The sequence below is a fragment of the Klebsiella aerogenes genome (assembly GCA_029027985.1).
GTDB classification, from domain to species: Bacteria; Pseudomonadota; Gammaproteobacteria; order Enterobacterales; family Enterobacteriaceae; genus Klebsiella; species Klebsiella aerogenes_A.
The window spans coordinates 2,084,765-2,107,142 of sequence record CP119076.1; the positions used below are offsets into that span (position 1 = coordinate 2,084,765).

Here is a 22,378-nt window from a genome sequence, read left to right on the forward strand (position 1 = left end):
CCCTTACCAATATTGATTAATGTTCACAGGGGCAATAACTTTAACACTGCCTTTAAAATCCTGTTTATTGTTCTGATCATTTAGCGCCTCTGCTGCTGCATCAGCTTTATCTTTGAATTGTTGTTCTGCATCTGCATCTTTCACAAAGTTAGCAGCATAAATAAGCGCTGTATAAAGAAGCAAATCAGGTGCTACAGTGAGTAGAGTAGATTGATCTTGATCACCGCTCATTTCCATTTGATCAGCGTAATAACCAATAATCACTTCACTACCATCATAAACAGTCAAACCATACTGATCTGTAGCAGGTTGATTAGCTGTAATAGCAGGGAAGAAGAAGAAACGATTATTGAGACGGCACCAAATAACCTCTTTAGCCGTAACATCATTAGGATGTTTCTCAAGCTTTGCTAGCACTTCTTCAGAGCTAGTTTCTCTGAATTTCTTATAGCCTTTTGCAGCTAACATATATTCAGTAGATAGCCAATCAGCAGGCACTACGGCTTGACCTTCAGTGATTTTTAGATAGGCTTCCTTAGCTGTATAAGGTACACGTATTTCACGATAGATTTCTTTTTCAGCAAAGTTAATGAAGTTAGGAATCTGGTCTACAAATTCATCATCATCCCTATCAGCCCATAATTGAACAGCTTTCTTTAAGTCTCCGTAGTTCTGAATAGGTGAATTAACTTTAGGTAACATCTTATTCACCCCCTTTCATGTTAATCATACCGCCCTTAGCATATTCAGACATTTCTACTACTTGCTTATATGCATTCTTTTCTTTCATAATCAAACGTGCGGTTTCTTCAGCGCTGGTAGATTTAGAGATAGAGCCTTTACCCTGCTTAGAGTATCCACCTGTATTTTCAATTGCTTCACTCAAGCCACCTTTAGTAAGGGCTAGCATCTGCTCTTGAAAGTATTGAATAGAGTAGGTCTGACTTTGTAAGCCTTGTACCAATTCTTCTACAACTGGAATGAAATGTTTTTCAGCGTACTGTAAGAAAGGATATTGTTCACGCAGTGTTTCAGGTGACATAGAAGCTTGCATCTTCTGGAAAGTATGCAATGCATCAGTAGGCTGTTTAGGCTTAGGCACCCACTGAATTTGTTTATCTGGGGTTACAATAGGGCGAAAACCTTCAGTAAGTAGGGCAGAATTCATAGCCCTGTTTTCAGCTTCCTCTTTTTCATCTTTTGCTTCACCCAAAGCAATAGATATTAATTTGTTATAGCTACCTGTAGCAGCATTCAAGGCTTCATCAGCAGCCTGATAATATTTATCCATATTATTTATTCATCCTTGTAAGAAGGGGCATATAGCCCCAACATTAAAACAGATTCTTCAGGCTGTTAAATCCTTGATTCACGCCATCTTGACCTAATTTCATTTCATCAAAACCAGTCTTTAAGGTAGACACTGGATTAGCATTAGTTTGGAAATGATAAGCTGTGCTCTGTGCATGTGCTACAGGGCCGGGAGCCATTAAACCTCTCATAACTCCCCCCATTGCATTAGAACCTAAAACAGATTTAACTGACTCACCCATATTAGAGGACATAACAGCTTTACCACCCTTTTTAACTGTACTGTCTGTAAACATGCTACCAAACCATGTTGAAAGAGCATCCCACATCTTTTTATTCTCCTATTAATATTTCAGCGTGTTAGTGTTAGTGCTATCTGTATCAATACCACCAGCCTGTAACATAGCTTCTAGCCAATACATATCTTCCATAATTCCAGTGTTGCCATTAACCATTGAATTATGACGATTCATATTCTGCTCTTTCTGTGCTCTTGCTGTATCTACAAGACCTGCATTCCATAAATTGGAAATAGCAGAATTAAACATTTTACCACCTGCACCAATTAGGCCACCTGCAATATTACCTTCAGCGCCAATAATACCAGTAGCACCACGTAGAGCACCGCTAATACCTCTACCAGCAATAGAAGCAGATTTACCTAGAACAGAAGCAGCTAATTTAGACTCTTGAGAAGCCATAGAATTAGCACCTGAAGCCAGAATAGATGACGCTGAATTATTCAAAGCACTACTACCAGCAGTAGCCCCGCTATTCATAGTTTCTGCATTCTGTGCAAACTGTGCACCCATCTGTGCATTAACTTGATTTTCAATAGTTTGATCTTGTTGAGCCATAAAGCCAGAAGCATCACCATAAAGAGCTTGTGTAGCCTCTGAGAAAGCGCCTAACAGGTCTTTACCTGTAATCCCTTTAAGCTTACCAAAATCATTAGCGGCAACTTTAGCAACATTCTTACCTGCATTAATAACACTGTTCGCTGTAGTAAAGCCTTTGCCAGATTCATAATAATCTAAAACAGCTTGCATAGCTGGGCTATTGTCTACCAGTTTATAAGGATCATAATGTACATCTGTATCAAGAGAATTTAGAAAGTCTTCAATCTGCTGACTATTCCAAATAGTGCTATGTGTATCTGAAGTATCTGTGCTACTTCCGTGTTTGCTGAACATGCCCACAATAGGCCTCCTTTATTTTATTAAATTAATCTACTAAATAGTTGAACATATCAGAAGTAGACAATTCACCACGACCAGCCATAGCAGCAGCTTTATTCCGTTTAGCCCTAATTGCATCTTCATTAATTGGCTTAGATACGCGAGAAGGTTTACCAGCAATAGCACGCTGTACATTAGAAGTCATGCCATCTTCAGCTTCAGAATTACGCTTATCAAACATTGCTGCTTTCTTGAGAGCAATCATTAGCTCTGAAGATGCATTCTGGAAAGGAACAACAATCTGATTTTTATTCATGTATTCACCAATCATAGAAAAATCGCTATCTTTCCAACCCATGTTAGCTAGCTGGTTAAACACTGCTTTTCCTTTGAGGCGTTCAGCTTGTGCTTTACGTTCCTGAAGCTGTGCATAAGATGTTTTATAATTATCTTCAATAGCTGCACGTTGCGCTTTATATCGTTTGATTTCATTCAGCGCTTCAATTCGTGTTGCAGGGTCTACACGGTCATTATCAACAATGCTCTGATAGTGATCGATGTATTCACTAATCTCTGAAGTAGAGATAGCATGTAGACGATTAACACCAGCTTCCCATTCTTCTAGCTCTGCAAAGTGTGCATTAACTTCTGAAGCAAAACTATCAATCTTTGAATGAAGGCTCATAGCTCGTTCAATATCAGATTTATCATAAGCTACTTCACCAATTTTAACACGCTCGCCTAATTCACTAGGGGCTACCAGATCTTCTACACTATCAATTCCTTCAGGAAGATAACTATCATCATCTAGAGGGTTATCAAAAAGCTGATTAAAATCTACATCTTCATAATCACCTGATTCTTCATTGTAGGTGCTCATAGGCAAATCACTTGCACTATCTACAACCCCTTCTTTGTTCATTGGCTTCTCATCTGCAAAACCATCAGCAAACAGTGATGCAAAGTCATTTACGCTAATTTCGTTTGAATTCATTTCTTCCATGTTCATTTATTCCTTTTGTTTATTTATTAAGTTCATTTAGAAAATCAGAAGATTCTTTCTTCATCTCATTAGAAATGAATCTTTCTAACTTTGTGTATTCATCTATAGCAATGCGTACAGTCTCCAGATTATCAAAGGGACAAGTAAGCATAGTTTTATGCAATTCCTTTTTACGTAGGGCTACTACTGGCAACACTACATCCTTTAGTTGTTCTGTCGTAATCATCTTAAATCCTTTATTTGTTAGAAGCAGGATTTCCTGCTTCTATATTTATTAAGCATTAGCACCTTGTGCATAATCACCTTGCATAATGTTTGCTTGCTCTGCTGTCAATTGGCTATCTAAAGCTGCTGCATCCATGCTTAGTTTCACTGGTGACTGTTCAAACTCTTGTTGCTTTAACAGCACATCCATAGCTAACGATTTGTTGTCTAACATCTGCTTCTGTTCAGTCAAATCAAATAGGCGTTTATTCTGTTTATCCTGTTCTTTGATTTGCTGCATCTGCGCTACATAATAAGCTGCGTGTGCATTGTTCATTTCAATTTCAGAAAGAAGCTTACCATTTGCCATTTTACCCGCTTCAGCTTGTGCCTGAAGGGATTGCAATTCAGTGTGGTATTGTTCAGCCTGCATATGAATCTGTAGCTTGTTAGGCTTAATAGTCTTAGGATCAGTCAGATAGGAACTAACATCATCATTACCTGTGCCCGCTGTAACGTACTGGCTTAGAGCTTCATAAACATTCTCTTCAGTGATGAAGTTAGGCATAGAGCCGTACAGTTCTTTAGCCTGTGTCATAGCTGAAATGATGTTCTGTGCTGCTTGCTGTTTGTCTGTAGTAGTAGACACATCAAAAGATAAACCAATTTCTTTTGGAAAGTCATTCATGCTATAGCCACCTGCTAGAGATGGAATAGGATGATTAATACGCTGAAGCAAACGATAGAGCTTTTTGTACATTGGAATCAGACCAGTAGCAGCAAATGTAGCTGCTCTTGATTTCGGGCCTTGTTCAGTCTTATCAATCAGCATTGATAGAGCTACACCAGCCATTTCACCGTATTTCTCTGTAGCCTCACCAATAGATCCACCGCTTTTCATTTGTGCTTGAATACGATTACCTGTTTCATTCATTAACAGATTCAGAGACTGGCTAACATCAGCAGTAGGAAGCACACCAATAGCATTAGGTGTGTCAACTTCTACTACACCACCAGCACGAGGAGTTAGGAGAGCTTCAGGATCGTATTGATCTTTTAAAGCCCAATAGCGACCGAAAGTAGTGTTTGCTGCACTGTAGGTAAGCATACGTGATTCACGGGTAGCTGCATCTTGCAAATATTTTGCAGTGTCATAAATACCCATTCCATAAAAGCTATTAGGCACTTCATGGATACGCGCTGATACAAAAGGAAGTTCATCCAGTTCTTCAGGATCTTCCAGCATATCTAGATGGGTGGTTGTGAATTTCCACCACTTAGGCACAGAGCCTTTATAAGCCCCTTTCCAATAATGCTCGAACACTTGGAAATAAGATTGCTTATTATCAAGAGCAATACCGCTACCGGATGTTTGATAAGGGTCATATTGCTGACCAACAATTAAACCAGTAGTGGCAAAAGAAGCATCACTGTCAACACCGTTACTAATACCCGCTAACATTACATCTTCATCCCAACCATTCATTAAACCGTCATTAATTGAGAGCATGTAGCTATGACAAAAATAAGGGGCATCATCTAAGCTGTATTGAGTCAGAGGATGAATATAAATTTCCTGGAAAGGGATATAATCCACAGCAGGGAACACAACACGCGCTATAGCGTTCATAGAGCCTGTGTAGAGCTTGACAGTCTTTTGCACTGGCTTACCAGCCTTGTTAGCTTCTTGTCGCTCTGCGTCGCTTGTGCGCTTGCTCTTGCTGCTCTTAATCTTCACTGATACATCGTTAAACCCTCGTTCACCTAAAGCTTTCTCTAGGGCTTCCAGTTCTTCAGCAGTTTTATCAACGAATTTAATATTACGTTCATCTTCAATCTTTTCTTCTAAGAAGATTTTCATATGGCCTTGACCAGTGAGTAAAGTTTCCTTAATCCAGTTTTCATTTTTACGTGAAACATTATTAAGGTTACGTGCTACTGTATTTAGCTCTTTGCTAATAGCATCAGCCATAGATGATTTAATGTTGTTACTTGTGACAATAACGCTTGTACTATCAGAGTTATTAAAAACGCTCTGTAGAAGTTGAAAGTTTTCATCTACGATTTCCCTAACAACAGGAATAGCGTCCACGCCTGTATTATTTTTGTCTGCTGGTTCAATACCGCTGTAATAACGGAAAGCGTGTGAATATCTGTCAGCGTAATTTTCCTTGTCTGCATCGCAGACGTTAAAGTTATTAGAGAGGATAGCTAACATCTGTTCATCAGAGTAATTAGCCTTCCTCTTGCTAGGTTTTTTCATTTTCACTAAGTCCTTTTAGAAATGACGATTAAACGCCTCGTTAACTTTTCTCCCTGTTTCCCATCTACTTTGTAATTTACCACCTACACACTGAGAAGCATTTATACCTTTATATTTCACAGAGATAGAAGCTATTCGCATAGCGTCTAATAAGTGGTTTCTACTGTCTCTAGGGTTTCCATCCTTTTTATATTGGTAAATCCTAAATTCACTCATTAGTTCTTTTAGTTTGTTAACATTTATCTTCAATTTATTTTCACTAAAGAGTTTACAAAGGTGCTGTATAGTCCAATGTAAAGAGCGTGAATGTTTAGGCTTTTCTATAGCCCCTGTGGTTAGCTGGAAAGGGATTTCAAACACTGTAGGAAGAACATTAACGCCTAATCTTTTAAATTCGCTTAATCGCGTTGTGTTAGTTCCTGTTCCGTCTATCTGTTTCTTTGCATCATGAGGAACAACTAAAGGAGCATCAGGAAAAGGAGAAGCTTTAATTACACTTGCCATATGATCAGGCATATGGGCTAACCTGTTCTTCTTTGCATCCTGTTTACTGTTCCATTCGTACACAATATAGATTGTGTCTGTTTCCATTTCATAAGCTGAAAGAACTAATGTTGAAGGATCAGCATCAGTATTAGAGCTAAACCCAAAGTCACAGCCCCACAAAAGTTTATAAGCATAGGGATTTTGTTTAATCCTCTCTACAGTTAGAGATGTATCAATCTCATTATCATTGAAGGGATAGACAGCACCAGCACCTAGAACAGGAATACCAGCAGACCTCATTAAGCGTTGATATTCAGGATATCCCGCTAACAGCCTTGCTTTGTCTTGTTCACTTAGATGCGGGCAGTGATCCCACGTAGCATTTTGAAAATAGAGAAAACCGCTATCATCTTCATTAAATTTAGTCCATAGGGCACTAGCACCTAGTTCTGGTGTAGCTGTTACAGATATATAGCCGTTAGTGGTAGCGGTACGTGTTAAACATTGTGCATAGATTTCTGTTTCATTCTGAAATTGTTCATCAAGCAAACAATACTTAACTGAAGCGCCCATTAACACAGATTCATTCTGTGTAGCTGCAAAGAAGTGTAATGTGTTGGTTGTTCCATCTACGTGCTTGATTCTTATCTTTAAACATCTAGCACCATCTTTAACCATTGACCAGCTATCTATACAATCTTTAGGTATTGCCCCTGTCCCTAAGTCTTGTAAGTTACGGCAATCACTAACTCCTAGCAGTTCCTTCATTAGAACGTTGTTCACTGACTCCTGTGATACACCAATACACCAAAAATCATGACCACCGCTATCAATCTTCATTCCTTGCCAATCAAACAGAGCACCATTATCTTTAGAAGGGTAAAGGCCTGTTATGTGAATGGCTAATTCCATGCAAGCAGCATAGGACTTGCCAACACGGTTGGCTGCTGATAGATAACGCTGTTGATATTTATTACTAGCTTCTATCCACTCTAACTGGAAAGGATAGGGCATCCAATAGGCTAGCTTATTTTGTCTTTTAAATTCTTGTTTCTTGCTTACTAGTGAGTGAAGAGATTCAATCTGTTCTTCTGTTAATTCCTCTAGTTTAATTTTATTAACATCTAAACTATTAAACTCACTAGCTAAACCGTAAATATCTAGCATAGTGAGCCTCACTTATTCTTTTTGCATTCCTTTCAAATCAGCGAACATATCACTAATTGATTTCATCTGTTCATCTTCATGTTTGTTCTGTTCATCTTGTGAAGCTGAAATGGTGAAGAATTTCAAAATCTGGTCTGTAGCGCGTAAGATTTCAGTAGGGGTAGCTTTACCATCTTTATTTTTAACAATAGCTGTTAGTTGCTTAATGGCTTCTTCAGCTAGTTTGTTATCACCAGCCATTTCACGTGCAATACGTGTTAGTGCTCGTGGTGTCTTCTTCCCTTTACCAAAGGCATTCCCCTTAGTGAATTTCCCTTTACGATCTCTCCCTGTAAGTGGGTTTACATCTGTATCTTTAATCTCTGCACTCATTACATCACCTCACCAAACAGACAAGCCACCATAGCTACACCGTTTTCATATTCATCCATGCATTCGAAAGCTTCAGCTTCTTTAATTGGTGCAAGTTCAGCTACAAGATCTTCAATGATTGGCGTTGCTTCTTTCTGTACATAAGTACAGCCAGCATTAAAACCAGCCATATAGAAAGTGTTCAGTAGTGCAAACATTTGTTCATTAGTCATCGGTCATTTCTCCATGTTCGATTAAATATTTTTTGTAAATAGAGCTTCCTGCATATTCAGAATAAATATGTTCAGACAAAATTTCTTTAATCTGCTCTAGTCGCTCAATACTGATTTTATCTACGTCATTTAAACCAGCACGAATAGATGCATAAGGAACATTAACAATCTGTGCTAGCTCTTTCATTTTAATATTGAAGTGAACCATCATCCCCATGATTTGTGGATAGAGACGGCTTTTCACAATTTTCTTATAATGGGCGTTTTTACTATTTCCATTCATTTTATTATTCCTCTAAATTTCAATTCATCTGTTAATACAAAAATGTTGCAATGGTTTCTAAAGGCCATAGAAAAGCCCTCCACGTTAGAGGGCTAGTGTCATCAAGGATAGTGACCAGATAAAAACATTTTATGTTTTAATTTAAGCCTCTCTCATATACTGCAAAAGGGAAATGTATTCCTGTTCGCTGAAAGAAAGGCAAAAATAGAAAGGCCTATATAGCGTTGCTACACGCTGAATAAGAAGGGGCTTGTAACATGATCTGTTACTACGAGAAGGGGAACATACTTAGTAGGCCTTATCACTCACCCAATTAGCAGCATTAATTTTCCATTCTGTAAATAATAATTCCATATCATCCATCATCTCTATGTACCCTCCTTACTGTAAAATACTTACTAGGTAATACTTTCTATTCTATAATTATTAATATAAATACTTTCTTAATTATTAGTTATTAATATATAAAACCTGATAGGGGGTAGATACTTACACCAGCGTTAATCGTTCCCGTTCAGCGAAAATTTTTTCTCACAATGGCATAAGGCATTGAAATATAAGGTAAAACCTTACACTCATTTTCATTTTCAAAAAATTTGCTTGCAGAGCCTAAAGGGCTTTTTTCTTTTCTTACAAAGGGGGGACAGGGGTAAGGAACTGGGTGTTAGTAAGTGATTGATAGTATTGGAAAATACATTTCATCCTTTGTGAGAGCGTCTGTAACAGCTTGTGTTAATGCGTCTGTGCTCTGCTGCTTTGCAGCACACCCCATCATTTTGCGCCGATTCTTAAGGCCTCTCAGACTGTCAACCACTCCTGATAGTTGGAGCACAACTCTATATTCATATATAAAACAATTGCTTATGAATGGCCGTGTATTCCTGTGTGTGCAACTTGTGTGTTAATCCCAAGCACAAGCTGGCTTGCTCCTGTTATTGAATAGCTATGGATGGTCGCGCCTGTGACTCTTAGGCCTTTTCACTCACCTTTTAATTTCGCTTGCTATGTGATGAAGGTAATAGGTTTAATCAAAGATTCTATTCTTCTCTCTTTTCTTTCAGCGTTACAGCACAGAGTGCTGGTAGTAACACTACGCGATAAACCGTTTCTAGTCCGTTATTCTCGGCATTCAGCCATTCACTTAATCTATTGTTTATCTATCGCGTATAACAAATCTATATACTATAAAGGTGAAAGTGAATAGAAATTGATTGCTACAACATAACAGTATTGCAAGATCTATCTCAGTTATTTAACTGTGTTTGTGCCTTCCGTTTACACCGTCATTCATGCCGTTTGAAATTGCAAATCATTCAATGAAGTAGTGTTATGTTCGCTGAATGTAACAAGAGGGAAGGGCTAGTTAATTACTAAGCTGTGAATGCTGTTTTTGTTTATGAATGCTATTGTTTCATTTCATGCTATTGACGCAAGATGACATATAAAGAGATAGTAGTGCCTTTCATTACTAAACTAGTAGAGAAAGCAAAGTATGACTACTATTAACACTCCTGTAGCTTTTGGTAATCTTGAAAACGGTGATACTTTCAGCTTTGATGAGGTTACATATGAAAAAATTATTCCTGTTAATGCTGGTGTAATTGGTCAGCCTGATTTAATGCGTAACGTTCAAGCCTGTGTAGACACTATCACTAATGATTTACGTGTACGCTTTGAATCGTATGAAATAGTAAATCTAGTTAACACATATACATCCTCAGATCTTCCTTAAGATGCTATGTTTAAAAATGTTATATGAAAGTTAAACTATGAACATGGTCACGAGAAATCAAAGAGAAGCTGTATAGTAGCGGACTACTTACTATTTAGAGGGAAGTAAAGAGTGATAGGAGGCATACTTGATAGATATGTACTTACAGGAGGCCATATACACAAAGTGTATAGGCCTAAGTAGTTAGGGTATATAGTTATATATATATTCTCCCTTGGGTAATTAATAATAAACCCCTGCCGTTAAAATAGATACTTCATTCCCGCTGGTAGATTCCAGAACAAAAAAGAGAGCTAAAAATGAAAGAATTAGCCTTTGATGTGGCTATAGCCCTTCTTCTGGTAATGATCATTTTTATCACTATTGCAAGCATATAAGGAGGCTAACAATGAGTAAAACTCATTCTGATAAAGCCAGTATAAGGCGTGCAAAGCTAACAGCAGGAAACATAAGAAGTGATTTAAAAAGTTTCCATATCTTCTATCCAGTGTTAAAATTACGAATGGTTTAAATATAAATGGTTACTAATTTATGAAAAAACTAATTATTGCTGGGATTCTTGCTAGTTTATCAGCTTCTGCTATGGCGTGTGACTACAATTACACAACTGATACCGGCGATGAAGTATGTGCATATTCAGGTGATTCTACTGTTCAACTTACCACTGAAAACGGTGATGAACATGATGGTCATTGGATAGGGAAAGGCATTATTCAGGATGATGAAACAGGTGAAACCACCACTGTGCAGGAATAACAAAAATGAAAGCAACTAAGTTAGCTGTTTTTGGCGCCTTTTTAATTGCAGTATCTGTTATTGGTGCTGTGAGCATTCACTATTTATCACCACGTGCAGATGAAGCAAAAGAATGGAAAGATGCATTTAATCCTAACGAGCAAGAGTACAACACCTTCAGCTTTGAAAAATCCACACAGCCAATTGATGCTACAAAATCGCCATCTATTCACTTTTCCCCTACGTGTGATCATTGGGATACATATAAATATCAAAAATATTGTGAGAATGGGAAAAACAAAGAGCGTGAAGATCGTGTAGCCTCTGCTGAGTATCTGGTGAAGACTGAAGGAAGCAAAGAAGCAGCAATTGAACACATGAATCAAGTTTTACCTAAGATAGCAAAGAATGAAAACGGTGTAGATCTACCTTATCTGGTATGGAGCTTTAAACAAATAGCCTTTGATATGGGCGCTGCACCAGCAGCAATCAAAAATCCTCATGACACCATTTTAGATAACTATGCTATGTGGCACACAAACGACTATTCGCAGCTTTCTGTGCTTGCTTGTGGCTTGATAGGTTTACTCTTTTTCATCCCTTTGCTGTGGGTTGGTTTATGGCGTGTAATTGGTATTGCTGTTAAGTCAGCTAAAAAAGAAATGAAAGGTTAATAATCATGAAAAAGATTATTCTAGCTGTGCTGGCTTGCTCTGTTCTTTCTGGCTGTGCTTCAGAGATTAAGCATGAAACTTTCAATTCCTCAAACGAGGATGTGATTAAATACGTGACAGAACAGCAGCCAGCATGTGACGGCGTACAAGACCTGTATACAGCGAATCTAAACGAAATGCATCGTAGAGAGAGCTTAGGCCTTATGAACGCACAGGAGGACGCACAGCGCATACAGGAAGCTAAACAGGCTTGTAATAATGCGCCACGCTCTGAAGGTGCTGTACAGCAAGCGGTAGCCGCTACATTAGGCGGCATAGGTGCAGGGATGAATGCAGCAGCAGACGCACAAGAAAACAGTGAAGCGGCCTGTTTGCAGAGTGATTATTGTCGCTGGAATACGGGTCAATGGTGATGCTATGAAAACTTTAATTATTGTAGCTCTATCTCTTTCTGTGCTAGCTGGCTGTTCTTCACGCCAGCCTGTTACACAATCACAGATAGATGATTACACAGCACAGCAAAAGATTCAGCATGATGCAGAGGCTAGCTATATAAAATCTCACCCTGAGGAATTGCAAAATTCTATAGCTGCGTCTGAAGCTGAGAAGGCAGATAAAAGAGAGAAACAAGAGCGTGAAGCCAGAATTGAACGCTTATGTGAAGCTATGCATCCATACATGATAAGCCAATGCATGATAAATAGCGGCATAAATCAGATGGTTGATGGTCTTTAATAATTAACTTAACGGGGGTTCAAGCATGAGCAAAGATATTTATGAGATTATGAAAAGCGCTACTGCTGTAATGCGTGAAGCAATGATCGCTTATGTTCAGTGGGATAGTGAAGAATTGCCAGAAACAGCAGAGCAAGAAGCAATACATGATGCTTTTCGTTCTATAGATGTAAGAGAGCAAGAAGATTTAATAGCAGCAGAGCTTGGATTAAAAGACCCTTTCAATCCTGAAGATATTAAACACTGGTTGAAATGAATATATAGCCCCTGCGGGGGTTTTTATAACAACTTAGTAACTAAGATTACCCTCACTTCTTCTTGTTCTCATCTAACCTCTTTTCATTCTTCCTTATCTATCAATAAGATATGTTGTGTTATTGATAATTATTCTCATAGCAAACAGTTTCGCAAAAGCTTGTAGAAATGATCGTGTAGGCGCGTACAATGTGCCTCACACTAACAAGCGGTGATTAAAATAAAATGAACTAGCCGCCTCACTTTAAGAGGCCGGATAATGTTCAAAGATGTAGACAATGTAAAACGCTGTTTCTATTGTGGTGATGATTCTCAAATCACAAGAGACCATGTGATACCTGTTAGCTATACAGGAGGGAAGCGCCACTATGATAGAAACGATGTGGTTGATTGCTGTAAAGAGTGTAATTGCACTTTAGGTGATAAACCTCTATTCACTGTAGAGGGTAGAGCACAATACCTTTTTGAACGTTACAGCCAGAAGTATAAAAAGATTATTCATCGCCCTGTATGGGGTGAAGATGAACTAAAAGGAATGAGCCTTGATTTCAGGAGAACGATTAAGGCAGAGCAAAGAGAAAAGGAATATCAGATAAACAGGCTTAACAATCTTTATAAGATTGCATTGTCTGAATATGAGGCTGGAGAGATTAAGCACTTAACAGGACTGGTTACACGTGACAAGGTAGCCATATATAAAGTGATTAGCCTGATTACCAGCATTAAAGGAAAGAAAGATGATGTGTTAGCGTATGCCGCTGAGAAGGCACAAACAACCATTGAGCTAGCCTCTGAAGTGATGAAAGGAAAGCATAGCGATGTATGGCTTATCTGGATGCATGAAAGGCATATACCCCTAGACGTTAAGCCTACACACCTGTTAAGGGCTATGCAAAGGGATGCAGTTGATTTAGCAGCATAGGAAGAGAGGCAAGGATGCTTTATTTACGCTGAGGTGTAAGGGATTGGTAGGTCTTAGTAGTAAAATGATATAGTGAATTATCATTCTTTGTTTACATCAGCGTTCTTTTAAGAATCAGTACAGAAAGTACAGTAGGATTCCCTTGCGCACAAATACTAAAGGAGTAGTAAAGTATTAGTAATAAGAACTATATTAACTATAGTTAACTAACTAAGTAAATAGTTTACTATTACTACACAACACCATTTTTATTCCCGATAATAAGCCCTTTTCAGTACATAAAATAAGCACTTGAACGACTTTTTGTTCAAATTATTTTCATAGTCTCCTTATAGGAACAAGTGTTCCCCTAATAAGTATATCTGTTGTAAGGCGAGACATATTGTCGAGCCGTTACTAACTTAACAGAGGAATAATAATGAAACATACATATGAATTAGATTTGAATAAAGTAGACATGGACATCATGCAATGTAAGCTGGAAATGACAGAACAGGAAGCACAGTTTCTTCTAGAATATCGTGACAAGTTTAAGCTGCTGGAAGGTGATGATACGGCGTTGGTTAGTCTGAAAGAACTATGGGAAGTAATTGAACGTCCCTATGGCGATTATGACCAATGGCTTAACCAGTTAGTGCGAAATGAGATGGATTCAATTTCCGAAGAAATTTCTTCGAGAATTAAAAAGGTATCAGGGAAGGGCAGAAATCCAACTCTTCACTATGTAACGACTGAAGCTGCTAAACATTTAGCTATGCTGGTAAGGAACGAATCAGGACGAATTTCCCGACCCTACTTCATCACTATAGAGAAGCTGTTCAAGCGTATCTGCAAATATAACCAATTACGAATTGACATTCATCAGTCACAAAAGAATGTAGCCCATCATGGATACAAACATGGACTAGGCCCGATTTTGGCTAAACGATTCAATTATTTGATGAAGCAGATAGTCGGCAAACGAAATGATCTAGCCACTGATTTAGAAGAATATCAACTGGTGTGCAGAAGTGTTGAACGTTTTCTAACTAAAGGTAAGACAGACGAACAGATTTTAACTGGTCACATTTAATAAATATTGCCCCTTCTTACAGGGGCTGTTAAGGAGAACATTATGAACCACGATTATAAACTTATTCTCTCTGCCCGTATTAAAGAACATGTAGAAAGTAATTTCCGTATTCAAAATGATGCAGCTATCTTAGTTGGCATGAGTAGAAGTCATTTCAATGACATGATCAAAGGCCGTGTAACAGGGATTGGAGCTAAGAAATTTGCTAAAGCTTGTGAAGTGTTTGGCCTTGAGTATAAAGATGTGTTGCCTTGCTAATAAGGATGATTAAATGAATGATGTTAAAGCACTATCTGAAGAACTAACAAAGCGTATTATTGAAAAATATCACACTGAATATAGATGTAAGAAAGCTATTGATGTAGATGCTTCCGTATTACGTAATCTTAGAAAACGTCCTGCATGGAACAACTTTTTTAGTGTCGCAAATAAGTGTGGTTTTGAAGTGGAAGTTAAATTTAAATAATCAGGGGGTGTTATGAAAGGCTGTCTAACAGGATATAACAGGATTAAAACCAGAGCTAAAGATCATACAGGAGAAACACACAATCATTTAACTATTTTAGGCTATGTTCCTTTGAAGGAAGGAGAGAGGCATTTAAGGGTGAATTGCTTATGTTATTGCGGTGCTTTCTGTGAAGCAGCAGTTAGCGCTGTTATTAGAGGTGTAGCTAAAGCTTGCTATAGTTGCTCACATCCTCACTATCACGGGGGAAGGGGAAGCGGTACTACTTGCACACCTGAATATTACAGCTACACATCAATGAAATCACGTTGTAACAATCCTCATTCTTCTAACTATAAACACTATGGTGCAAAGGGCGTTAAGGTTTGTCCTCAGTGGAACCATAGGAGAGGGTTTAAACGTTTCTTGGAAGATATGGGTGAACGTCCGGCAGGTACAACACTAGATCGGCTTTCGCCCTTTGGTGATTACACTCCTGACAATTGCCGTTGGTCTACGCCAAAGGAACAGAACAACAATCAAAGGAGACATTACAAGGGGGATTGATATGAAAAATTACTTTCCCTTCATTGTTCGTGATAGTGCTATTACACGAAATGGGAATTTCTATGTTAAAAATAAAGAAAGTGGTTGGTTTAAAATGGAGCTTTATTTGCCTTGTGCTACAGGTACATACGGTAAATCTCTTGAGAATACCGCTAATCAATTCTTTGATGAAATAGAATCAGGCAAAAGGCCTTTCAAGTATGCTATTACTGATAGCGGTAATTACAATCATAAAGACTACTCAAAAGACGTTCAGAAATGGCTTCTGACTGGTAACTAGAGCACCTGTAAGCGATTAAAACAACTTCACCTAAGCTACCCTATTGCTTATACAATAAAAGGAAAATAAATGATTTGTGTCACACGAGAAAATAAAGATAAACGTTTTCAATATAAAGATATCCCCCCTAAGATTAATGAAGGTGAGTATAGCTATTTCTCTGTAGATGAAAATAACATTATTTATGTTAGCTCTAAAGCTTTATCACTTCAGGAAGAAATTGCACAGCGTAACAATAAAGCCTCTTTTGAGGCTTTCAATTCAGATAAAGCTACTTTCTCCCCAATGCCTACTAAAGAGCTATTGATCATTAAGCGTGATAGCGGTGAAATAACACATGCTGAATATGAAAAGATTTATAGAAAGCTTTTTGATGGTAATAGCATTACACGTGAAGATTTGAAAAAATCTAGAGAACGTAGAGCTAAAGAAGCTTTGAAAGCTGATACACGTGAAGCACAATTTTGGATAGCAATGATCGCAGAGCTAGCGCCTAACAATACAAAGAGTGTTGATGAGTTGATAGAACATCTAGATCTACCTAAGCCCCCTAAACCAGATAATAAAAGAAAGTATGTTAAAAATAACATTGATGAATTTAAGCCTACAGTTAGAGGTGTGAACATTGTTAAAAAAGGTAATCTATTTTGTGTGATCAAAAACATTAAATTATGTGTAAACAAATTCACTACTAATTATTGCGGAGGATTTGAAACACGTGAAGAAGCTGAACAGAAAGCAAGAGAGCTTAGGATAGAAAATGGTTTACCAGAAGTACCCAAAACAAGAGCAAAACGTAATAGGAAGTAGAATAAATGAGTAAACATAAATCAACTAAGCCTAGACGCTGGAAGCAAGGAGAGATGAAGGCTTACCTAGCAGAACAGAAAACACTAGAGAAAGGCGCTATTAATCGTGAAGCAGCGAACAAACAGCAAATGTTTAGAGATCTTTGGTGTAAGTACATAGCCTCAATCGTGAGGCAATCAGCTACCAGCGATTTAGACAGCAAAGCTAAACAGGTTAAAAACTTCTCTCCTTTTCTTCCTGTCAATCCACAATACGAACAAGAGCTAAGGCGCTTAGATTTGCCTTTAGTGGTTGATGGTAAGAGCAAGTAAAACAGGGCTATCCAAAGAGGTAGCCCTTTGCCGTATTGGTCAGCTAATAGCCCCTCAAACGGGAACGTAAAAGGGGCGCACATCATAACACCTTTACTTATTCCTTCCTAACATCCCCTCTTAGACACACTTTCTAAAACTTTTTGCACACACCTAACTTATTGATTTTTAACACTGAAAAAAGAAGAGCATTTTTAGCTACTCACACAGATTGCACACATAAGGCACAATGCTTGCTCACAGCATTTTGTAAGTAGCTGTTTTAAGGGTGAAAAAAAGCCCATCGTGGGAGATGGGCAAAGGACTACACACAGCAATTCGTTGTTTCACTCAGGGGATTTCCATGCTTATAAATCAATATCTTGATCTATAACCGTGGGCTAATAGTAGGCATCGCGACTGTTGGCGTCGATCGGATTCTTCTCAATAGTTAAATCTGAGTGAAGAATATGAGAGATAAATGTAGTGTTGAAACAAGGATATGCCGGGTACGGCGATAGATTGATAAATTTCACTTAAGTTTAAGGCGGGTTTCCCCGCCTTTGCTTTATTTATCGCTTTTGTTGTTGCTGGCATTGAGCTCGGCAAGCTCCGCCAGCACCAGATCCGGGTCCAGCGGCGGCGGCGGAATTTCCTGTACCCAGGCATCGTAAAGACGCCAGGAGACGGCCAGCAGCACCGGGCCGATAAACAGGCCAATCATGCCAAAGGCGATCAGACCGCCGATGACGCCGGAGAGGATCAGAATCATCGGCAGATCGGCGCCCATGCGGATCAACACCGGGCGAATCACGTTATCCATCGTACCGACCACGCAGCTCCAGACCAGCAGCACCGTGCCCCAGGTTGTGTCGCCGGTCCAGTACAACCAGATAATCGACGGTACCAGCACGATCAGTGGCCCCAGTTGAACCAGACAGGTGAAAATCATCACTACGGTCAGCAGCGCGGCATAAGGTACGCCGCTAATCGCCAGACCGATACCGCCCAGAACCGCCTGCGCCAGCGCGGTGACAACCACACCCAGCGCCACGGCGCGTACGGCTTGTCCGGCGAGGACGACGGCGGCATCGCCGCGCTTGGAGGCCAGGCGGGTAGCGAAGTAGCGGAAACCGTAAGCAACTCTCTCGCCGCGCCAGTAAAGCAGGGCGCTGAACAGCAGCATCAATCCACAGTAGACCAGCAGTTTTCCGATATGCGCCGCCTGACCGACGAACCAGGTGGTGGTGGCGCCAATATAAGGACGCACCTTCGCCATAATTGCCGCGCCGCCCATTTCCAGCAGGCTATGCCAGGCGGAGTAGAGTTTATCGCCGATGAGTGGAATCGAATTCAGCCACGCAAAATCCGGTAGCGAGATTTGTCCGGTGCTGACGATTTTAATCAATGGGGCGCTATTATCGACCAGACTGTTGACCAGCAAGGCGATGGGAATAACGAACAGTAAAAACAGCAGCAGCGTCATCACCAGCACCGCCAGCGAGCGCTTGCCGAATAACAGTTTTTGCAGACGCAGCAGCACCGGCCAGGTGGCGATCACTACCGTGCCAGCCCAGGCGAAAGACAGAATAAATGGTTGGACAACCCACAGGCAGGAAATAATTATCAGGGACAAAAACAGCACCGACAGCAGAATTTGCGGTATGTCCCGGGGCTGATGTTGGTTAATCATAGAGAAAATTTACCTTTCCAGTCGCGTCTCAATGCTGACGCAGCGTAATTCCATATACAGATAATAATATCAATAATTTCGCGAGCCTGATTTTGCCCGTAAAACTCGTGGGCGGATATGAAAAAAATGTGATAAAAAGTTGAGTGCGCCACGCAAACGTTTAGTTTGCGCATTATTAAATCAACTCATCACAACATATTCAGGCAGGGTCAAGCGTCATGATCCCACAGATTTCTCAAGCGCCGGGTGTCGTTCAACTGGTGCTGAATTTTTTGCAGGTACTGAAGCAACAAGGATTTACCGGCGATACCGCCACCAGCTACGCCGACCGGCTCACCATGGCGACCGACAACAGCGTATATCAACTGTTGCCGGACGCGATACTGTTTCCTCGCTCGACCGCGGATGTCGCGCTATTGGCTCGGCTGGCGGCGGAAGCGCGTTTTAAATCGCTGATTTTTACCCCGCGCGGCGGCGGTACCGGCACCAATGGTCAATCGCTGAACGCGGGGATCATCGTCGATATGTCGCGCTATATGAATCGCATCATTGAGATCAACCCGGAAGAGGGGTGGGTGCGGGTCGAAGCCGGGGTTATCAAAGACCAGTTAAATCAGTTTCTTAAGCCTTACGGCTACTTCTTCGCGCCGGAACTGTCGACCAGCAACCGCGCGACGCTCGGCGGCATGATCAATACCGATGCCTCCGGGCAGGGCTCGTTGGTATACGGCAAGACTTCCGACCACGTGCTGGGGGTGCGCTCGGTATTGATCGGCGGCGACATTCTCGACACCTTGCCGATTCCTGTGGCGCTGGCGGAAACGCTGGGCCGCGAGCAGTCGGCGATTGGCCGCATCTACCGCACCGTTTATCAGCGTTGCAAAGCGCAGCGCCAGCTGATCATTGATAAGTTTCCTAAACTGAACCGCTTCCTGACTGGCTACGATCTACGTCATGTGTTCAATGATGAGATGAGCGAGTTTGACCTGACGCGCATTCTGACCGGTTCCGAGGGCACGTTGGCCTTTATTACCGAGGCGCGGCTGGATATTACCCGCCTGCCGAAAGTCCGGCGGCTGGTAAACGTGAAGTACGACTCTTTTGATTCGGCGCTACGCAACGCGCCATTTATGGTCGAGGCGAAAGCGCTGTCGGTTGAAACCGTCGACTCCAAAGTCCTTAACCTGGCGCGTGAAGACATCGTCTGGCACTCGGTGAGCGAGCTTATCACCGATGTCGCGGATAAAGAGATGCTGGGGCTGAATATCGTTGAGTTTGCCGGCGACGATGGCGAATTAATTGATGGTCAGGTCGCCACCCTGTGTCAGCGTCTCGATGAGCTGATGGCGCAAGGCGCGGCGGGGGTGATTGGCTGGCAGGTATGCAGCGAACTGGACGGCGTCGAACGCATCTATGCTATGCGCAAAAAGGCCGTTGGTCTGCTGGGCAATGCGAAAGGCGCCGCCAAGCCGATTCCTTTTGCTGAAGATACCTGCGTGCCGCCGGAGCATCTGGCGGATTACATCGTTGAATTCCGCGCGTTACTGGATGGCCACGGCCTGAGCTACGGGATGTTTGGCCACGTCGATGCCGGGGTGCTTCACGTTCGCCCGGCGCTGGACATGTGCGACCCGCAGCAGGAGGTGCTCATGAAACAGATCTCCGACGAGGTGGTGGCGCTGACGGCGAAATACGGCGGCCTGCTGTGGGGCGAGCACGGCAAAGGTTTCCGCGCGGAGTACAGCCCGGCCTTCTTTGGTGAAGAGTTGTATAGCGAACTGCGTAAAGTGAAGGCGGCTTTCGATCCGGATAATCGCCTGAACCCGGGGAAAATCTGTCCGCCTGAGGGCGTCGATGCGCCGATGATGAAAGTGGACGCGGTAAAACGTGGGACCTACGATCGGCAAATTCCCATTACTGTGCGTAGCGCCTGGCGCGGCGCGATGGAGTGCAACGGTAACGGTCTGTGCTTTAACTTCGACGTGAAAAGCCCGATGTGCCCGTCAATGAAGGTCAGCCATCAGCGCATTCATTCGCCGAAAGGCCGTGCGACGCTGGTACGCGAATGGCTGCGCCTGCTGGCCGATCGCGGTATCGATCCGAATAAACTGGAACAAGAGCTGCCGGAGAAAGGCGTGAGCCTGCGCGCCCTGATCGAGCGTACCCGCAACAGCTGGCATGCGCGCAAAGGCGAATACGATTTCTCGCATGAAGTGAAAGAGGCGATGTCCGGGTGTCTGGCCTGTAAGGCCTGCTCGACCCAGTGCCCGATAAAAATCGATGTCCCGGAATTCCGTTCCCGCTTCCTGCAGCTTTATCACAGCCGTTATTTGCGTCCGATGCGCGACCATCTGGTCGCTACCGTGGAATCCTACGCGCCGCTAATGGCGCAGGCGCCGAAAACATTCAACTTCTTTATCAATCAGCCGTGGATGCGCAAGCTGTCGGAAAAACATATCGGCATGGTCGACCTGCCGTTGCTTTCCGTGCCGTCGCTCAAGCAGCAATTGGCAGGGCACCGCTCCGCCAATACCACGCTTGAGGAGCTTGAAAGCATGAGCGCCGAACAGAAGGCGAAAATCGTGCTGGTGGTGCAGGATCCGTTTACCAGCTACTACGACGCTCAAGTGGTGGTTGATTTTGTCCGTTTGATTGAGAAGGTGGGGTATCAGCCGGTGTTGCTGCCGTTCTCGCCAAACGGTAAAGCGCAGCATATTAAGGGCTTTCTGACGCGCTTTGCGCGCACCGCGCAGAAAACCGCTGATTTCCTGAACCGCGTGGCGCAGTTAGCTATCCCGATGGTCGGCGTCGATCCCGCGCTGGTGCTCTGTTACCGCGATGAGTATAACCAGACGCTGGGTGATAAGCGCGGTGATTTCCGCGTGATGCTGGTTCATGAATGGCTAACGCAAGCCTTGCCGCAAACCACCGCTCAGGACAACGGCGGCGAACCCTGGTATCTGTTCGGTCACTGTACGGAAGTGACGGCGTTGCCTGCAGCCCCCAGCCAGTGGGCGGCGATATTTGCTCGCTTCGGCGCGAAAATGGAGTACGTTAGCACCGGTTGCTGCGGAATGGCCGGGACTTATGGCCATGAAGTGAAAAACCACGCCAACTCGCTGGCGATTTACGCGCTTTCCTGGCAGCAGGCGATGCAGCGTTTACCGCGCCATCGCTGTCTGGCCACCGGTTATTCCTGCCGTAGTCAGGTGAAGCGTATTGAAGGCAGTGGGGTGCGTCACCCGCTGCAGGCTCTGCTGGAGATGATTGGATGATTTGGAAACGTCAGGCTTCGCTGTCGCAGCTTAACGCGATGGGCGAGGGCAACATGGTTGGCCTGCTGGATATTCAGTTCGTGGCTATCAGCGATAACGCGGTTGAGGCGACGATGCCGGTCGATCACCGGACTCATCAGCCGTTCGGTCTGCTGCATGGCGGCGCATCGGTCGTGCTGGCGGAGACGCTGGGCTCGGTCGCGGGGTACCTGTGTAGCGAGGGTGAACAGAAGGTGGTTGGTCTGGAGGTGAATGCCAACCATATCCGTTCGGTGCGCAGTGGTCGGGTGCGTGGCGTCTGTACCGCGCTGCATGTCGGATCGCGTCATCAGGTGTGGCAAATCGACATCTCTGATGAGCAAGGGCGGCTTTGCTGCTCATCGCGACTGACGACCGCTGTGTTGTAACAGTACG

At 42.3% G+C, this 22,378-nt stretch carries 27 protein-coding genes and 1 other RNA gene; 15 read left to right on the forward strand and 13 right to left on the reverse strand.

Annotated elements, in window-relative coordinates:
• Positions 1 to 3: 3 nt before the first annotated feature.
• Genes PYR66_09905 through PYR66_09955 form a run of 11 tightly spaced genes read right to left on the reverse strand, consistent with a single transcriptional unit; the run spans position 4 to position 8,479 of the window.
• Positions 4 to 702, reverse strand: coding sequence for a hypothetical protein (locus PYR66_09905; GenBank protein ID WEF29974.1), 699 nt, complete (start codon positions 700 to 702; stop codon positions 4 to 6).
• A 1-nt stretch (position 703) separates the two neighbouring features.
• Positions 704 to 1,291 carry a hypothetical protein gene (locus PYR66_09910; GenBank protein WEF29975.1) on the reverse strand — a complete coding sequence of 196 codons (588 nt, stop codon included), beginning with the start codon at positions 1,289 to 1,291 and terminating at the stop codon, positions 704 to 706.
• Between the two features lie 43 nt (positions 1,292 to 1,334).
• Positions 1,335 to 1,640: a hypothetical protein gene (locus PYR66_09915; protein WEF29976.1), complete on the reverse strand. Its 306-nt coding sequence runs from the start codon at positions 1,638 to 1,640 to the stop codon at positions 1,335 to 1,337.
• A gap of 15 nt (positions 1,641 to 1,655) precedes the next feature.
• A complete protein-coding gene (locus PYR66_09920) occupies positions 1,656 to 2,504 on the reverse strand; it encodes a hypothetical protein (protein WEF29977.1) in 849 nt (282 codons plus the stop codon).
• A 31-nt stretch (positions 2,505 to 2,535) separates the two neighbouring features.
• The gene (locus PYR66_09925) at positions 2,536 to 3,492 is read right to left on the reverse strand and encodes a hypothetical protein (protein WEF29978.1); all 957 of its coding nucleotides are present in this window, start codon (positions 3,490 to 3,492) and stop codon (positions 2,536 to 2,538) included.
• A gap of 19 nt (positions 3,493 to 3,511) precedes the next feature.
• Entirely contained in the window at positions 3,512 to 3,718 is a 207-nt protein-coding gene (locus PYR66_09930; protein ID WEF29979.1) for a hypothetical protein, read from the reverse strand.
• A gap of 48 nt (positions 3,719 to 3,766) precedes the next feature.
• Positions 3,767 to 5,959 carry a hypothetical protein gene (locus PYR66_09935; GenBank protein ID WEF29980.1) on the reverse strand — a complete coding sequence of 731 codons (2,193 nt, stop codon included), beginning with the start codon at positions 5,957 to 5,959 and terminating at the stop codon, positions 3,767 to 3,769.
• A 15-nt stretch (positions 5,960 to 5,974) separates the two neighbouring features.
• The gene (locus PYR66_09940; GenBank protein ID WEF29981.1) at positions 5,975 to 7,612 is read right to left on the reverse strand and encodes a terminase family protein; all 1,638 of its coding nucleotides are present in this window, start codon (positions 7,610 to 7,612) and stop codon (positions 5,975 to 5,977) included.
• Between the two features lie 12 nt (positions 7,613 to 7,624).
• Positions 7,625 to 7,984 carry a hypothetical protein gene (locus tag PYR66_09945; GenBank protein ID WEF29982.1) on the reverse strand — a complete coding sequence of 120 codons (360 nt, stop codon included), beginning with the start codon at positions 7,982 to 7,984 and terminating at the stop codon, positions 7,625 to 7,627.
• Positions 7,984 to 8,196 (reverse strand): hypothetical protein, encoded by a 213-nt coding sequence (locus tag PYR66_09950; protein WEF29983.1) that lies wholly within the window; start codon positions 8,194 to 8,196, stop codon positions 7,984 to 7,986. The genes PYR66_09945 and PYR66_09950 overlap by 1 nt, the downstream gene beginning before the upstream one ends.
• Positions 8,189 to 8,479 (reverse strand): hypothetical protein, encoded by a 291-nt coding sequence (locus PYR66_09955; protein ID WEF29984.1) that lies wholly within the window; start codon positions 8,477 to 8,479, stop codon positions 8,189 to 8,191. Before PYR66_09955 ends, PYR66_09950 begins: the two co-directional genes overlap by 8 nt.
• A gap of 1,492 nt (positions 8,480 to 9,971) precedes the next feature.
• Between PYR66_09955 and PYR66_09960 the strand changes: the two genes are divergently transcribed.
• The 13 genes from PYR66_09960 to PYR66_10020 all read left to right on the forward strand — a co-directional run bounded on the left by PYR66_09960 (position 9,972) and on the right by PYR66_10020 (position 17,017).
• Complete coding sequence (locus PYR66_09960; GenBank protein WEF29985.1) at positions 9,972 to 10,211, forward strand: hypothetical protein; 240 nt, start codon at positions 9,972 to 9,974, stop codon at positions 10,209 to 10,211.
• A gap of 531 nt (positions 10,212 to 10,742) precedes the next feature.
• Positions 10,743 to 10,967: a hypothetical protein gene (locus tag PYR66_09965; GenBank protein WEF29986.1), complete on the forward strand. Its 225-nt coding sequence runs from the start codon at positions 10,743 to 10,745 to the stop codon at positions 10,965 to 10,967.
• A 5-nt stretch (positions 10,968 to 10,972) separates the two neighbouring features.
• The gene (locus PYR66_09970; GenBank protein ID WEF29987.1) at positions 10,973 to 11,620 is read left to right on the forward strand and encodes a hypothetical protein; all 648 of its coding nucleotides are present in this window, start codon (positions 10,973 to 10,975) and stop codon (positions 11,618 to 11,620) included.
• A gap of 5 nt (positions 11,621 to 11,625) precedes the next feature.
• The gene (locus tag PYR66_09975; protein WEF29988.1) at positions 11,626 to 12,033 is read left to right on the forward strand and encodes a hypothetical protein; all 408 of its coding nucleotides are present in this window, start codon (positions 11,626 to 11,628) and stop codon (positions 12,031 to 12,033) included.
• 4 nt (positions 12,034 to 12,037) lie between these two features.
• The gene (locus PYR66_09980; GenBank protein ID WEF29989.1) at positions 12,038 to 12,355 is read left to right on the forward strand and encodes a hypothetical protein; all 318 of its coding nucleotides are present in this window, start codon (positions 12,038 to 12,040) and stop codon (positions 12,353 to 12,355) included.
• Between the two features lie 25 nt (positions 12,356 to 12,380).
• Entirely contained in the window at positions 12,381 to 12,611 is a 231-nt protein-coding gene (locus PYR66_09985) for a hypothetical protein (GenBank protein ID WEF29990.1), read from the forward strand.
• Positions 12,612 to 12,869: 258 nt separating this feature from the next.
• Complete coding sequence (locus PYR66_09990; protein WEF29991.1) at positions 12,870 to 13,532, forward strand: HNH endonuclease; 663 nt, start codon at positions 12,870 to 12,872, stop codon at positions 13,530 to 13,532.
• A 418-nt stretch (positions 13,533 to 13,950) separates the two neighbouring features.
• A complete protein-coding gene (locus tag PYR66_09995; GenBank protein WEF29992.1) occupies positions 13,951 to 14,604 on the forward strand; it encodes an antA/AntB antirepressor family protein in 654 nt (217 codons plus the stop codon).
• A 42-nt stretch (positions 14,605 to 14,646) separates the two neighbouring features.
• Positions 14,647 to 14,862 (forward strand): hypothetical protein, encoded by a 216-nt coding sequence (locus tag PYR66_10000; protein ID WEF29993.1) that lies wholly within the window; start codon positions 14,647 to 14,649, stop codon positions 14,860 to 14,862.
• A 13-nt stretch (positions 14,863 to 14,875) separates the two neighbouring features.
• Positions 14,876 to 15,070 (forward strand): hypothetical protein, encoded by a 195-nt coding sequence (locus PYR66_10005; protein ID WEF29994.1) that lies wholly within the window; start codon positions 14,876 to 14,878, stop codon positions 15,068 to 15,070.
• Between the two features lie 547 nt (positions 15,071 to 15,617).
• Complete coding sequence (locus PYR66_10010) at positions 15,618 to 15,896, forward strand: hypothetical protein (protein WEF29995.1); 279 nt, start codon at positions 15,618 to 15,620, stop codon at positions 15,894 to 15,896.
• A 69-nt stretch (positions 15,897 to 15,965) separates the two neighbouring features.
• A complete protein-coding gene (locus PYR66_10015; GenBank protein WEF29996.1) occupies positions 15,966 to 16,706 on the forward strand; it encodes a hypothetical protein in 741 nt (246 codons plus the stop codon).
• A gap of 5 nt (positions 16,707 to 16,711) precedes the next feature.
• Positions 16,712 to 17,017 carry a hypothetical protein gene (locus PYR66_10020; GenBank protein ID WEF29997.1) on the forward strand — a complete coding sequence of 102 codons (306 nt, stop codon included), beginning with the start codon at positions 16,712 to 16,714 and terminating at the stop codon, positions 17,015 to 17,017.
• 268 nt (positions 17,018 to 17,285) lie between these two features.
• Here the strand turns inward: PYR66_10020 and rprA are convergent.
• Both rprA and ydiK read right to left on the reverse strand, forming a co-directional pair.
• Positions 17,286 to 17,394, reverse strand: an RNA gene (gene rprA, locus PYR66_10025) — antisense sRNA RprA.
• Positions 17,395 to 17,564: 170 nt separating this feature from the next.
• Complete coding sequence (gene ydiK / locus PYR66_10030; GenBank protein WEF29998.1) at positions 17,565 to 18,689, reverse strand: AI-2E family transporter YdiK; 1,125 nt, start codon at positions 18,687 to 18,689, stop codon at positions 17,565 to 17,567.
• Between the two features lie 218 nt (positions 18,690 to 18,907).
• Between ydiK and PYR66_10035 the strand changes: the two genes are divergently transcribed.
• Together PYR66_10035 and menI are read left to right on the forward strand one after the other, a co-directional pair.
• Complete coding sequence (locus PYR66_10035) at positions 18,908 to 21,964, forward strand: FAD-binding and (Fe-S)-binding domain-containing protein (GenBank protein WEF29999.1); 3,057 nt, start codon at positions 18,908 to 18,910, stop codon at positions 21,962 to 21,964.
• Positions 21,961 to 22,371, forward strand: coding sequence for a 1,4-dihydroxy-2-naphthoyl-CoA hydrolase (menI, locus tag PYR66_10040; GenBank protein ID WEF30000.1), 411 nt, complete (start codon positions 21,961 to 21,963; stop codon positions 22,369 to 22,371). The genes PYR66_10035 and menI overlap by 4 nt, the downstream gene beginning before the upstream one ends.
• Positions 22,372 to 22,378: the final 7 nt, after the last annotated feature.